This is a genomic window from Streptomyces sp. NPDC005181 (genome assembly GCF_040608395.1).
Classification (GTDB): Bacteria; Actinomycetota; Actinomycetes; order Streptomycetales; family Streptomycetaceae; genus Streptomyces.
Window position 1 is genome coordinate 67,251 of the sequence record NZ_JBEXID010000019.1, and the last position, 12,951, is coordinate 80,201.

At 71.7% G+C, this 12,951-nt stretch carries 9 protein-coding genes and 1 riboswitch; of the genes, 6 read left to right on the forward strand and 3 right to left on the reverse strand.

Annotated features, from left to right (window positions below):
* The first annotated feature begins 81 nt into the window (after positions 1-81).
* Complete coding sequence (locus ABZV38_RS15450; protein ID WP_356327305.1) at positions 82-888, forward strand: LLM class flavin-dependent oxidoreductase; 807 nt, start codon at positions 82-84, stop codon at positions 886-888.
* 27 nt (positions 889-915) lie between these two features.
* A complete protein-coding gene (locus tag ABZV38_RS15455) occupies positions 916-1,611 on the forward strand; it encodes an NAD(P)-binding domain-containing protein (RefSeq protein WP_356327306.1) in 696 nt (231 codons plus the stop codon).
* 185 nt (positions 1,612-1,796) lie between these two features.
* Here ABZV38_RS15455 and ABZV38_RS15460 read toward each other — a convergent pair whose 3' ends face one another.
* Positions 1,797-3,419 (reverse strand): adenosine deaminase, encoded by a 1,623-nt coding sequence (locus ABZV38_RS15460; protein ID WP_356327339.1) that lies wholly within the window; start codon positions 3,417-3,419, stop codon positions 1,797-1,799.
* Between the two features lie 191 nt (positions 3,420-3,610).
* On the opposite strand from ABZV38_RS15460, the gene ABZV38_RS15465 reads away from it, so the two are divergent.
* Entirely contained in the window at positions 3,611-4,732 is a 1,122-nt protein-coding gene (locus tag ABZV38_RS15465; RefSeq protein WP_356327307.1) for a peptidoglycan bridge formation glycyltransferase FemA/FemB family protein, read from the forward strand.
* Between the two features lie 37 nt (positions 4,733-4,769).
* Here the strand turns inward: ABZV38_RS15465 and cobN are convergent, their stop codons facing one another.
* Positions 4,770-8,369, reverse strand: a complete 3,600-nt coding sequence (gene cobN, locus ABZV38_RS15470; protein WP_356327308.1) for a cobaltochelatase subunit CobN — start codon at positions 8,367-8,369, stop codon at positions 4,770-4,772.
* Positions 8,370-8,423: 54 nt separating this feature from the next.
* Positions 8,424-8,499: riboswitch (cobalamin riboswitch) on the reverse strand.
* A gap of 103 nt (positions 8,500-8,602) precedes the next feature.
* On the opposite strand from cobN, the gene cobG reads away from it, so the two are divergent.
* The 3 genes from cobG to ABZV38_RS15485 all read left to right on the forward strand — a co-directional run bounded on the left by cobG (position 8,603) and on the right by ABZV38_RS15485 (position 12,137).
* Complete coding sequence (cobG, locus tag ABZV38_RS15475; RefSeq protein ID WP_356327309.1) at positions 8,603-9,925, forward strand: precorrin-3B synthase; 1,323 nt, start codon at positions 8,603-8,605, stop codon at positions 9,923-9,925.
* Positions 9,926-9,993: 68 nt separating this feature from the next.
* Complete coding sequence (locus tag ABZV38_RS15480) at positions 9,994-10,620, forward strand: precorrin-8X methylmutase (RefSeq protein WP_356327310.1); 627 nt, start codon at positions 9,994-9,996, stop codon at positions 10,618-10,620.
* Positions 10,621-10,622: 2 nt separating this feature from the next.
* The gene (locus ABZV38_RS15485; protein ID WP_356327311.1) at positions 10,623-12,137 is read left to right on the forward strand and encodes a precorrin-2 C(20)-methyltransferase; all 1,515 of its coding nucleotides are present in this window, start codon (positions 10,623-10,625) and stop codon (positions 12,135-12,137) included.
* A 57-nt stretch (positions 12,138-12,194) separates the two neighbouring features.
* On the opposite strand, the gene ABZV38_RS15490 is transcribed toward ABZV38_RS15485, so the two are convergent.
* Entirely contained in the window at positions 12,195-12,941 is a 747-nt protein-coding gene (locus tag ABZV38_RS15490) for a cobalt-precorrin-6A reductase (RefSeq protein WP_356327312.1), read from the reverse strand.
* Positions 12,942-12,951: the final 10 nt, after the last annotated feature.

Genomic DNA, 12,951 nt, shown 5'->3' on the forward strand with positions numbered 1-12,951 from the left:
TGCTCACCTCCGTCCAAATGTATGCGCAGTCATGTTGTTTAAACAATTGAGCGGGTCACCCGCACAAGCAAGGAGTACGCCATGACTTCCGAGACACAGTCAGCGCCGACCTCGGCGGGTCGCTTCGAGTTCGGACTGAACTCCTTCGGTGAGTTCGCAACGCAAGGCACGGATCGCCGGGTGCTCAGCGACGCCGAGACGATTCGACTTCTCCTCGATGAGGCCAAGCTGGCCGAGTCGGTCGGTCTGGACATGTTCAGCGTTGGTGAGCACTACCGCGCGGGGCACACAGACTCGGCCACCCCCGTGCTCCTGGCCGCGATCGCCCGTGAGACGGACCGGATCGGGTTGGGCACGTCGGTGACCGTGCTGTCGACCAACGACCCGGTACGGGTCTATCAGGACTTCGCGACGGTCGACGCGGTCTCCAACGGCCGCGCCCAGTTGGTATTGGGCCAGGCGTCGGCGATCGAGTCGTTCGGGCTGTTCGGCTACGACATCTCCGACTACGAGGAGTTGTTCGAGGAGAAGCTGGACCTGTTCTTGCGACTCCAGCACGAGGACGCCGTGACGTGGTCGGGCCGGTTCCGGACGCCGCTCGACGAAGTGGTGCTGCATCCACGGATGCCGGACGGCGGTATCCCGACGTGGATCGGCGTGGGTGGCAGCCCGGGCTCGGTAGTTCGTGCCGCCCGCCACGGCCTGCCGTTGATGCTGGCGATCATCGGCGGCCGACCCGAGCGGTTCGCCGGTCACGTCGAACTCTACCTGCGGTCCCTGGAGCAGTTCGGGCACACCGAGCAGCCCATCGCCCAGCACTCGCTCGGCCTGGTCGCCGAAACCGACGCCGAGGCCGTCGAGACCTACTGGGAGTTCTGGCAAAACTGACAATCCTGCGGTAGAAGGAGTATCGGCATGAGCACCACGATCGCATCCGGGACGCTACGCCTTGGCATTCTCGGTGCCGGAAAAGTCGGTACTGTGCTCGGCCGGCTCGCCATCGCCGCCGGCTACGAGGTCCTCATCGCAGGATCGGGCGACCCCGACAAGATCGCCCTGACCATCGACGTACTCGCGCCCGGAGCGATCGCCACCACAGCGGCCGATGCTGCCCGCAACTCGGACGTCATCATCTTGGCCCTCCCTCTGGGTAAGCATCGCAATCTCCCGGTCGAGGCCTTGGCCGGCAAGCTCGTCATCGATGCGATGAACTACTGGTGGGAGATCGACGGCATCCGCGACGACCTGGCCGACCCCCGCACCTCCACGAGCGAGATCGTGCAGGAGTTCCTCCCCACCTCACGAGTCGTCAAAGCCTTCAACCACATGGGCTACCACGATCTCGACGACGAGGCGCGACCCGCCGGCGCCCCCGGCCGCAAGGCGATCGCCCTCGCCGGCGACCACTCGGCGGACCTGGCGAGCGTCGCGGACATCGTCGATGTGCTCGGCTTCGACCCCGTCGTCGCCGGCGCACTCGCCGACGGCATACGCCTCGAGCCCGGAACCGAGCCTTTCGGCGCCAATGTCGACGCCGAGGAACTGCGCAGCATGATCAACCGGTTCCCCGACTCCGACCGCGGCCGCGAGGTCGTCGCCGCACGCCGGTGACCAGTGACCGACCCCGCGCGGGCGCCCGCCGGCCGGGCTCGCGGCGCGGCTCGGCACGCAGCGTCCGGGCCTGCGCTGCCTTCTTCGTCTCCCGGAAGTTCTCGTCGATCTCGTCGATCTTGGTCATCGACTGATCGGCAACGACGACTCGAGGGAGCACGCTACGACCGGGTGTGACGTGTCCGTCAGCCTGCCGTGGTGGTGGCGAACCGCCGCTCGAAGTCCACGAACGCGGCCTCCTGACGCCACTGGACCCGAGCTTTGGTGCTGGCGTCCAGGAGTCGCCGGCACTGCTGCCGGGGGTTGTCCGCACCGGGCCTGTTGTGGCGGCAGGGGCCGGTGAGACGGTAGCCGTTCCGGGTCGGGTTGCCCTGCCAGAGGCCGGTGCCCGGCAGGAAGGCGTACTCCAGGGAGGCCCGCGCGAGGTCCTTCAGCTCGCGGTAGCCGAGGTCGTACGTCGTGGCGGCGTACCGGTACTCGTGGCTGATGTCGATCCGGGACACGCCGGGATCGTCGGTGGCCAGCACGACGGGCACGCCGTAGGCGCGGTAGGTGGTGAAGGGGTGGTCGGCGCCCTTGACCCCGAGGATCTGCGCGTTGCTGGTGAACGGCACCTCGACCGCGATCTGCCGGTCGGCCATGGTGCGGGCGAGTCGCTGCCAGTTGTCCTCGTGGACCAGGTCGACACCGTGGCCGATGCGCTCGGCGTGGGCGACGTTCACGGCCTCACCGATGTGGAACGCCAGGTCCTCGGGCTTGACCAGGCCGGGCCACAGCTCGCCTGCGTGCAGGGTGATGTGTGCCTGGGGATACACGCGGTGCAGGTAGTCGAGCATCCGCATCTGGAGGCTGTAGTTCCGCAGGGAGCTGTCCCAGTCCTCCGGCTGCACCGGATTCACGGCGACGAACCGCTTGTCCCGCTCGGCGAGGCGCAGCCCCAGGGCCATCTGAGTGAAGACCCGTTCGGGTGAACTTCCGCGCGACACCTGCGAGATCCACCGCACCGGCACCCGGCAGCCGGCCTCCGCGCGGGGCGTGCCGCACTGCGCTGCCGTACGGAACTCCGCGTCGGACTCGTCCGTCTCCCGGCCCGCCTCGGCGACCAGCTCGTCCAGCTTGCCGCCGGCCAGCAGTTTGCTGTGCAGTTTCGCCAGGTCCTCGTCCCAGCCGACCTCGTCGGCCAGCTTCCTCGCGGCGTCGGACGCCGGGGTCACCATCGTCTCCAGATAGAACTGGTTCTGCCTCGCGACGGTGTTGACCACATCGGCGAGCAGCTTGCCCCGGTGGCGCCAGGTGACCTCGCCGAACTTCCCGAACGTGTCGAAGAAGTGGTCGTGCCCGGACCGGTCCGGCGGGAAGTCCTGCATGGACCACGCCTGCAGCAGCGCGCGGCGGAAAGCGGCATCGGTCAGGGCGTCGGACGCCGGTCGCCGGCCCGGCCCGCACGGCGGCGGCACCGCAGTCAGCGTCTTCTCGTCGATGCACAGACCGTCTTCCGCGGCGAGCGAGATCAGGTACTCGGTCGAGACGGCGCCGGACAGGTGGTTGTGCAGGTCCCCTCCCTTCGGCAGTGCCGTGAAGAAGGCACTCAGCGCGGCCGGATCGTTCCGGATCGCGGCGAGCCGCGCGGAGGTCAGGCGCTCCCCGCGCGTGGGCGGGGGCAGGGGCGCTGCGGCGGGGGGCCGAGTGGCGGCCACCGGCTGTGCGGCGGCGGGCAGCGTGCCCGGCAGCAGGGACAGGACGGCGAGGGCACCGAGACCGATCGGGGCCAGCGGGCCACGCGGGCGACGCACGGAGCGGCGGTTCACGAAGATCACCCGCGCATGATCCCGAGTTCCCCGGACGCTGTAGGCGCGACGGGCGGCCGCCCGGCCGGGTCCACCCGGCCGAGTGATCACGCCTGCGTCCTGCTGCCTCTTCTCCGCGGCGGCGAGCCGGTTGCCGTCGATGTGAGGTGCATCTCAGTAGGCTGATGCGCCCGGACGAAGGAGCACTGCGCATGAGTCTGCGCCTGAAGGCGATCACCCGCGAGGAGCACCTGGCCTTCGTCAGGGACCGGTCCTCCGCGAGCCACATGCAGGTTCCCTCGTGGGGGGACGTGAAGCCGGACTGGCAGGCACGGAGCCTGGGCTGGCTCGACGAGAACGATCGGCTCGTCGGCGTGGGGCTGGTCCTGCTCAGGCCGCTGCCGAAGCTCAGGCGATACCTCGCCTATCTGCCCGAAGGGCCGCTCATCGACTGGTCCGCGCCGGATCTGGAACGGTGGCTGCAACCGATGCTCGGCCACCTGAAGGCGCAGGGGGTGTTCTCGGTGAAGATGGGCCCGCCCGTTGTCGCCCGCCGTTGGAGTGCGGAGGCCGTCAAGGCCGCGATCGCCGACCCGCAGGCCGGACGGCTGGGGGACGCCGAGGCCACCGCCCGCGAGCCACGGGCCTTCGACATCGCGAACCGGCTGCGTGCGATGGGCTGGCGGCAGACCGAGCCCGGCAGCGAGGACGGCTTCGCCGCCGGTCAGCCGCGGTACGTATTCCAGGTGCCGTTCGCGGGCAAGTCGCTGGAAGAGGTCCAGCGAGGTCTCAACCAGCAGTGGCGCCGCAACATCAAGAAGGCCGAGAAGGCCGGCGTCAAAGTCGTCCGGGGCGGCTACGAGGACCTGCCCGCTTTCCACAAGCTCTACGTGGAGACCGCCCGGCGGGACCGGTTCATCCCCCGCCCGGCGGCCTACTTCCAGCGGATGTGGACCGCACTCACGGCCGAGGACCCGGACCGGATGCGGCTCTACCTCGCCCATCACGAGGGCGATGTTCTGGCGGCGGCGACGATGCTGACCGTGGGCGAGCACGTCTGGTACTCGTACGGCGCCTCCACCGACCGCAAGCGCGAGGTCCAGCCGAACAACGCCATCCAGTGGCAGATGATGTCCGACGCCCACGAACTCGGTGCGAGCGTCTACGACCTGCGCGGCATCACCGACACCCTGGACGAGGACAACCACCTGATGGGCCTGCTCCGCTTCAAGGTCGGCACCGGTGGTGAGGCCGTGGAATACCTCGGCGAATGGGACTTCCCTCTCAACAGGCTCCTGCACAAGGCACTCGACCTGTACATGTCCCGCCGCTGAGGCCGGGTCCGGGAAGTCCCACCACGCCCGTCGGGCCTCAGCCCTCGTCCTCCAGGTCTCCCTCCGTCTCCAGGAACACCTGGCGCAACGCCTCCAGGACCGTCGGGTCCGGCTTGGACCACATCCCGCGGGACTCGGCTTCCAGGAGGCGTTCCGCGATGCCGTGGAGGGCCCAGGGGTTGGCCTGCTGGAGGAACTCGCGGTTGGTCGGGTCCAGGACGTACGTCTCGGTGAGCTTGTCGTACATCCAGTCGGCGACCACGCCCGTCGTCGCGTCGTAGCCGAAGAGGTAGTCGACCGTCGCGGCCAGTTCGAAGGCGCCCTTGTAGCCGTGGCGGCGCATCGCCTCGATCCACTTGGGGTTGACCACGCGGGCGCGGAAGACGCGGGACGTCTCCTCGACCAGGGTGCGGGTGCGGACCGTCTCCGGGCGGGTGGAGTCGCCGATGTATGCCTCGGGGGCTGTGCCGCGCAGGGCGCGGACGGTGGCCACCATGCCACCGTGGTACTGGAAGTAGTCGTCCGAGTCCGCGATGTCGTGCTCGCGGGTGTCCGTGTTCTTGGCGGCGACGGCGATGCGCTTGTACGCCGTCTCCATCTCGTCGCGGGCCGGGCGGCCGTCGAGTTCGCGGCCGTAGGCGTAGCCGCCCCAGACCGTGTAGACCTCGGCGAGGTCGGCGTCGGTGCGCCAGTCGCGGCTGTCGATGAGCTGGAGGAGGCCCGCTCCGTACGTACCGGGGCGGGAGCCGAAGATACGGGTGGTGGCGCGGCGTTCGTCGCCGTGTTCGGCGAGGTCGGCCTGGGCGTGGGCGCGGATGTGGTTGTGGTCGGCGGGTTCGTCGAGGGATGCGGCGAGGCGTACCGCGTCGTCGAGCAGGCCGATGGTGTGCGGGAACGCGTCGCGGAAGAAGCCGGAGATGCGCAGGGTCACGTCGATGCGCGGGCGGCCCAGGTCGGCGAGGTCGATCGGTTCCAGGCCGGTGACACGGCGTGAGGCGTCGTCCCAGACGGGGCGGATGCCGAGCAGCGCCAGTGCCTCGGCGACATCGTCACCCGACGTACGCATCGCACTGGTACCCCACAGGGAGAGGCCGACCGAGGTGGGCCATTCGCCGTTGTCGGTGCGGTAGCGATCCAGGAGCGAGTCGGCCAGCGCCTGGCCGGTCTCCCAGGCGAGGCGGGACGGGACCGCCTTCGGGTCCACGGAGTAGAAGTTGCGGCCGGTCGGCAGGACGTTGACCAGGCCGCGCAGCGGGGAGCCGGACGGGCCCGCCGGGACGAAGCCGCCGTTCAGGGCGTGGACGGTGTGGTCCAGTTCCGCTGTGGTGGCCGCCAGCCGGGGGACCACCTCGCGGGCTGCGAAGTCGAGGATGTCCCGTACCGGTTGGGGGTGGGACGCTGCCACGGCCGCGACCGCCGACGGATCCCAGTCCGCGTCCTCCATCGCCTGGACCAGGGCGCGTGCCTGCTCCTCGGCCTCGTCCGCCGTGGTGCGGGTGGCGGCGGACTCGTCGAGGCCCAGTGCCTCGCGCAGCCCCGGCAGCGACGCCGTACCGCCCCAGATCTGGCGGGCGCGCAGAATCGCCAGGACCAGGTTGACCCGGTCCGGGCCGGCCGGGGCGCCGCCCAGGACGTGCAGCCCGTCGCGGATCTGGGCGTCCTTGATCTCGCAGAGCCAGCCGTCCAGATGCATGATGAATTCGTCGAAGCCCTCGTCGTCCGGGCGGTCGTCGAGCCCCAGGTCGTGGTCGAGCTTGGCGGCCTGGATCAGGGTCCAGATCTGGGCGCGGATCGCGGGCAGCTTCGCCGGGTCCATCGCAGCGATCTGGGCGTGCTCGTCGAGGAGCTGCTCCAGGCGTGCGATGTCGCCATAGCTGTCCGCGCGGGCCATCGGCGGTACGAGGTGGTCGATCAGGGTGGCGTGGACACGGCGCTTGGCCTGTGTACCCTCGCCCGGGTCGTTCACCAGGAACGGGTAGACGAGCGGGAGATCGCCCAGTGCGGCGTCCGGGCCGCAGGCCGCGGACAGGCCCGCGTTCTTGCCGGGCAGCCACTCCAGGTTGCCGTGCTTGCCGAGGTGGATCATCGCGTCGGCGCCGAAGCCGGCGTCGTCCCGGTCCGCCGCGATCCAGCGGTACGCGGCCAAGTAGTGGTGCGAGGGCGGCAGATCGGGGTCGTGGTAGATCGCGATCGGGTTCTCGCCGAAGCCGCGCGGCGGCTGGATGAGGACCAGCAGGTTCCCGCGGCGCAGGGCGGCGAGCACGATGTCGCCCTCGGGGTTGCGGGAGCGGTCCACGAACATCTCGCCGGGGGGCGGGCCCCAGTGCCGCTCGACGGCGTCGCGGAGTTCGTGCGGGAGGGTGGCGTACCAGCGCCGGTAGTCGGCGGCCGGGATCCGGACCGGGTTGCGGGCCAGCTGCTCCTCGGTCAGCCACTCCTGATCGTGGCCGCCGGCCTCGATCAGGGCGTAGATCAGCTCGTCGCCGTCGCCGGACACCAGGCCGGGCAGGTCGGCCGCGGGGCCGAAGTCGTAGCCCTCGGCGCGCAGTCGGCGCAGCAGGGCGACGGCGCTGGCCGGGGTGTCGAGACCGACCGCGTTGCCGATACGGGAGTGCTTCGTCGGGTATGCGGAGAGGACGAGTGCCAGGCGCTTGTCCGCGGCCGGGATGTGGCGCAGCCGCGCGTGGCGTACGGCGATTCCGGCGACCCGGGCGGCGCGTTCGGCGTCGGCGACGTACGCGGGCAGGCCGTCCTCGTCGATCTCCTTGAAGGAGAACGGGACGGTGATCAGCCGGCCGTCGAACTCGGGGACCGCGATCTGGCTGGCCGCGTCGAGCGGGGAGACGCCCTCGTCGTTGTCCTGCCAGTCGCTGCGCGAGCCGGTCAGGCAGAGCGCCTGCAGGATCGGTACGTCGAGCCCGGTGAGCGCGCCCGCGTCCCAGGACTCGTCGTCGCCGCCCGCGGACGCCTCGGCGGGCCGGGTGCCGCCCGCGGCGAGGACCGTGGTGACGATGGCGTCGGCGGCGCGCAGTTCGTCGATGAGTTCGGGTTCCGGGGTACGCAGCGAGGCGACGTACAGGGGGAGGGCGCGGGCGCCTGCGTCCTCGACCGCCCGGCAGAGCGTGTCGATGAACGCGGTGTTCCCGCTCATGTGGTGGGCGCGGTAGTAGAGCACCGCGATGACCGGGCCTGCGGTGGTGCGCGCGGTGCGCTCCAGAGGACCCCAGGACGGGGCAGGCGCCGGGGGTTCGAAGCCATGGCCGGTCAGCAGGACCGTGTCGGAGAGGAACCGGGCCAGCTGGTCCAGGTTGGCCGGGCCGCCGTGCGCCAGATAGGCATGGGCCTCGGCGGCGATCCCGATCGGCACGGTGGAGGCGGCCATCAGCTGGGCGTCGGGAGCCTGTTCGCCGGTGAGGACGACAACCGGCCTGCCGGTGGCGAGGAGGTGGTCGAGCCCTTCCTGCCAGGCACGGACACCGCCGAGGAGGCGTACGACGACGAGGTCGGTGCCGTCGAGGAGAGCCGGGAGGTCGTCGAGCGGCAGGCGCGAGGGGTTGGCGTAGCGGTAGGTCACCGGACCGTCCGCGGCGCGGGCGCTGAGCAGGTCGGTGTCGGACGTCGACAGGAGCAGGATCATGCGGCGTCGGGCCTTCCTCGGGGTGTCCACGCCCCGGGCGGTGTCGGACGACAGGAGTTCCTGACTCGCCCGGCCGTTGCAGCCGGACTCACAGTGGCGGGACCGCGCCGGACTCGCACCGGGCTTCCTCCCATGTCGCCGTTTCTGGCGATGCCGGACCGGGTGGCCCGCTGCTAGGCATAGTAAGGGTCATACATCGGATGGGATTCATACAGCTCAGGATGATGGTCGGTATGCTCGCCGCCATGTCCACTTCGCCCACCCCGACGTCGTCCCCGGGGGAGTCCCCGTCCCGGGAACGTGGCGATGCCTGCCCGGGGTCGCTGCGGCTGCACCGGGCGGACGACGGCGCGCTCGCGCGGGTGCGGATCCCCGGTGGTGTGCTGAGCATCCGGCAGGCGGACGTGCTCCGGGAGGCCGCACGGGAGTTGGGCGACGGTGAGCTGCATCTCACTTCGCGGGGCAATGTCCAGTTGCGCGGGCTCGGCCAGGAGTGCGGCGGACGGCTCGCGGAACTCCTCGGCGGGGCAGGGCTGCTGCCGTCCTGGCGCCATGAGCGGATACGTAACGTGGTGGCCTCCCCGCTCTCCGGGCTCGACGGCCGGGGCCGGTCGGACGTCCGGCCGTGGCTGACCGCGCTGGACGAGCTGTTGTGCGGAAGTGACAAAGCGGCCGGGTTGTCCGGCCGCTTTCTGTTCGCGCTCGACGACGGCCGGGGTGACGTGGATGCCCTGGGTGCGGATGTGACGTTGCTGGGCCGGAGCGACGGGAGTGCGCTGCTGCGGGTCGGGACTGCGGGGGCGGATCTGAGGGTCTCCGCGGTGGATGCGCCCCGCGCCGCGCTCCTGGCCGCCGAGACGTTTCTGGACGTGGCGCGGGAGGCGGGCGCCTGGCGGGTGACCGAACTTCCGCTTTCTTCCGAAGAGTTGCTGGAGATGACCGGAACGGCGCTGCGTGCGGCGGGAGTTGACACGGCCCGCGTGGAGCACGAAACACCGGCGACGGGGGCGCAGGAGCCCGGGTACGGACTCGTCGGCGCCCGCGGTACCTCCGGCCCGGCCGCGCTCTGTGCGGGTGTGCCGCTCGGGCGGCTGACCGGCACGCAGTGGGAGAGCCTGACCCGCGCGGGCGGTGAGGTGCGGCTGACCCCCTGGCGGAGCGTCGTCGTGACAGGTGTGGCGCGCGAAGAGGCGGCCGCGCGGCTGGCCGAGTGGGGCACGGCCGGACTGGTCGTCGGGCCCGACTCCGCGTGGACCGGGGTCGGGGCCTGCATCGGCCGGCCGGGCTGTGCGAAGTCCCTGGCCGATGTACGGGGGGACGCGGAGGCCGTGGTGACGGCCGGGGAACCGGGCACCGCGCGACTCCCTGTGCACTGGTCCGGCTGTGAACGCCGGTGCGGCCACCCCAAGGGCACCTGGGTCGACGTCGTCGCCGTCCCCGGCGGGCACGAGGTGTCCCGGGTGCGCGGCGACGTGCGGGGCGGCCCCGTGACGGTCCACGGCAGCCCGTCCGACCTGGCCGCCGCAGTGACGGCCGCCCGCCGCACCTGTAGCTGAACCACCGGCCCCAGGGCCCCGCAGTCCGTCAGCCCGACCACCCACCGACCGGAGAGAGCGAAACCACCGTGTTCCAGTACGAGAAGGACGGACCGGCGATCTACCGCCAGTCCTTCGCCGCCATCCGCGCCGAGGCGGATCTCGCGGGCCTGCCCGCCGACATCAGCCAGATCGCAGTCCGCATGATCCACGCCTGCGGCATGGTCGACCTCGTACGCGACATCGGCTTCACCCCGGGCGTGGTGGCCAGTGCCCGCCGGGCACTGCGGTCCGGTGCGCCGATCCTGTGCGACGTGGCCATGGTCGCCAGCGGGGTCACCCGTAAGCGGCTGCCCGCCGACAACGAGGTCATCTGCACCCTGTCGGACCCCACGGTCCCCGATCTCGCCGCGAAGCTGGGCACGACCCGCAGCGCCGCCGCGATGGAGCTGTGGCGGGACCGCATGGAGGGGGCGGTGGTGGCCGTGGGCAACGCGCCGACCGCACTGTTCCGGCTGCTCGAGATGATCGAGGAGGGCGCTCCCCGCCCGGCCGCAGTCATCGGTGTGCCCGTCGGCTTCGTCGGAGCCGCCGAGTCCAAGGACGCCCTGGCCGACCATCCGTCCGGTCTGGAACACCTGGTCGTACGGGGCCGTCGCGGCGGCAGCGCCATAGCCGCGGCCGCGCTCAACGCGATCGCCAGCGAGGAAGAGTAAGAGTGAGCGAGCAGAACACGGGCCGGCTGTACGGGGTGGGACTCGGGCCCGGCGATCCCGCACTGATGACCGTACGCGCGGTGCAGACCATCGCCGAGGCCGATGTCATCGCCTATCACAGCGCCCGCCACGGACGGTCCATCGCGCGCTCCATCGCCGCCGAGCACATCCGCGCCGACCACATCGAGGAGAAGCTGGTCTACCCGGTCACGACGGAGACCACCGACCACCCCGGGGGCTACCGGGGTGCGATGGAGGAGTTCTACGGCGAGGCCGCGGCCCGGCTGGCGGTGCACCTGGACGCCGGACGGACGGTGGCGGTGCTCGCCGAGGGCGACCCGATGTTCTACGGCTCGTACATGCACATGCACAAGCGGCTCGCCGGCCGCTATCCCACCGAGGTGATCCCCGGCGTCACTTCGGTCAGCGCGGCCGCCGCCCGGCTCGGCACCCCCCTCGTCGAGGGCGAGGAGGTGCTGACGATCCTGCCCGGCACGCTGCCGGAGGAGGAGCTGACGGCCAGGCTGGCCGCCACCGACGCCGCCGTGGTGATGAAGCTGGGGCGTACGTTCCCCGCTGTGCGCCGCGCCTTCGAGGCGTCGGGGCGGCTCGACGAGGCGCATTACGTGGAGCGGGCCACGATGGCCGGGGAGCGTACCGGCGATCTGGCGGACACCGACCCGGACTCCGTGCCGTACTTCGCCGTCGCGGTGCTTCCCAGCCGGATCGGCGCATCCCGCCCGGAAGCGAGTGCGGACGCGGCCGGCACCGGTGAGGTCGTGGTCGTCGGTACCGGACCTGCCGGACCGCTGTGGCTGACCCCGGAGACCCGTGGGGCGCTGGCCGCCGCCGACGATCTCGTCGGCTACACCACGTATCTGGACCGGGTCCCGGTCCGCCCCGGCCAGCTGCGCCACGGCTCCGACAACAAGGTGGAGTCGGAGCGTGCCGAGTTCGCCCTCGACCTCGCCCGCCGGGGCCGCCGCGTGGCCGTCGTGTCGGGCGGCGATCCGGGGATCTTCGCCATGGCGACCGCCGTACTGGAGGTGGCCTCGCAGGACGCGTACGCGAAGGTGCCCGTGCGGGTGCTGCCCGGTGTGACCGCGGCCAACGCCGCCGCCGCCCGTGCGGGCGCGCCGCTCGGCCACGACTACGCCACGATCTCGCTCTCCGACCGGCTCAAGCCGTGGGAGGTGATCGCCGCCCGGCTGCGCGCGGCCGCGGCGGCGGATCTGGTGCTCGCGCTGTACAACCCGGGTTCGCGGACCCGCGCCGAGCAGGTCGGCAAGGCCCGCGACCTGCTGCTGGAGCACCGTTCGCCGGAAACACCGGTGGTGGTGGGCCGGGACGTGGGCGGCCCCGCGGAGAGCGTACGGATCGTCACGCTGGCCGAGCTGGATCCGGCCGAGGTCGACATGCGGACGATCCTGCTGATCGGGTCCTCGCAGACGCGATCGGTGCGGCGGGGGGACGGCCGGCAGATCGTGTGGACACCGCGGCGGTACCCGGAGGTCTGAGGGCCGGCCTCGGCGCGGGCCGACCGGACCTCGGGCGTGCCGGCCGGCCGGTCGGTCCTACAGCGGCAGGCCGGCCAGCCACTCCACCGCGTGTTCCGGCGTGCCGACCACCGGTACGCCCTCCGGGACCGGCGGCCGGCGGACCACCACCACCGGGATGCCGGCCTCCCGGGCGGCGGCCAGCTTCGGTGCGGTGGCGTCGCCCCCGCTGTCCTTCGTGACGAGGACATCGACGCGGTGACGGCGGATCAGCTCGCGCTCGCCGTCGAGGGTGAAGGGCCCCCGGTCCAGCAGGACCTCCATCCGCGCCGGGTGCGGCCCGTCGGGGGCGTCCACCGACCGCATCAGGAACCACAGGGAGTCGAGGCCGGCGAAGGCGGCGAGTCCCATCCGGCCGGTGGTCAGGAAGACGCGGCGGCCCAGTGCGGGCAGGGCGGCGGCCGCCTCGTCCAGCGACCCGACGGGATGCCAGCGGTCGCCGTCGACGGGCACCCAGCCGGGCCGGCGCAGCGCGAGCAGGGGAACATGGGCGGCGGCGGCGGCCGAGGCCGCGTGGAAACTGATCGTCCCGGCGAAAGGATGGGTGGCGTCGATGAGCGCGTCGACCCGGTGCGTACGCAGCCACTCGGCGAGCCCGTCGGCTCCGCCGAACCCGCCGACCCGCACCTCGCCGGGCGGCAGCTTCGGACGGGCCACCCGGCCGGCGAGCGAGCTGGTGACCCGGGCCCCGGCGGGGAGCGCCTCCGCCAGACTCCCGGCGAGGCGGCGGGCCTCCGTCGTGCCACCGAGGACGAGTACGTGCATGGGATCGGTC

Excerpts from the sequence above, each read along its gene's own strand:
- ABZV38_RS15455 (WP_356327306.1), top strand. The coding sequence starts at position 916 with ATGAGCACCACGATCGCATCCGGGACGCTACGCCTTGGCATTCTCGGT.
- ABZV38_RS15465 (WP_356327307.1), top strand. The coding sequence starts at position 3,611 with ATGAGTCTGCGCCTGAAGGCGATCACCCGCGAGGAGCACCTGGCCTTC.
- cobN (WP_356327308.1), bottom strand. The coding sequence starts at position 8,369 with ATGATCCTGCTCCTGTCGACGTCCGACACCGACCTGCTCAGCGCCCGC.
- ABZV38_RS15490 (WP_356327312.1), bottom strand. The coding sequence starts at position 12,941 with ATGCACGTACTCGTCCTCGGTGGCACGACGGAGGCCCGCCGCCTCGCC.
- cobG (WP_356327309.1), top strand. The coding sequence starts at position 8,603 with ATGCTCGCCGCCATGTCCACTTCGCCCACCCCGACGTCGTCCCCGGGG.
- ABZV38_RS15450 (WP_356327305.1), top strand. The coding sequence starts at position 82 with ATGACTTCCGAGACACAGTCAGCGCCGACCTCGGCGGGTCGCTTCGAG.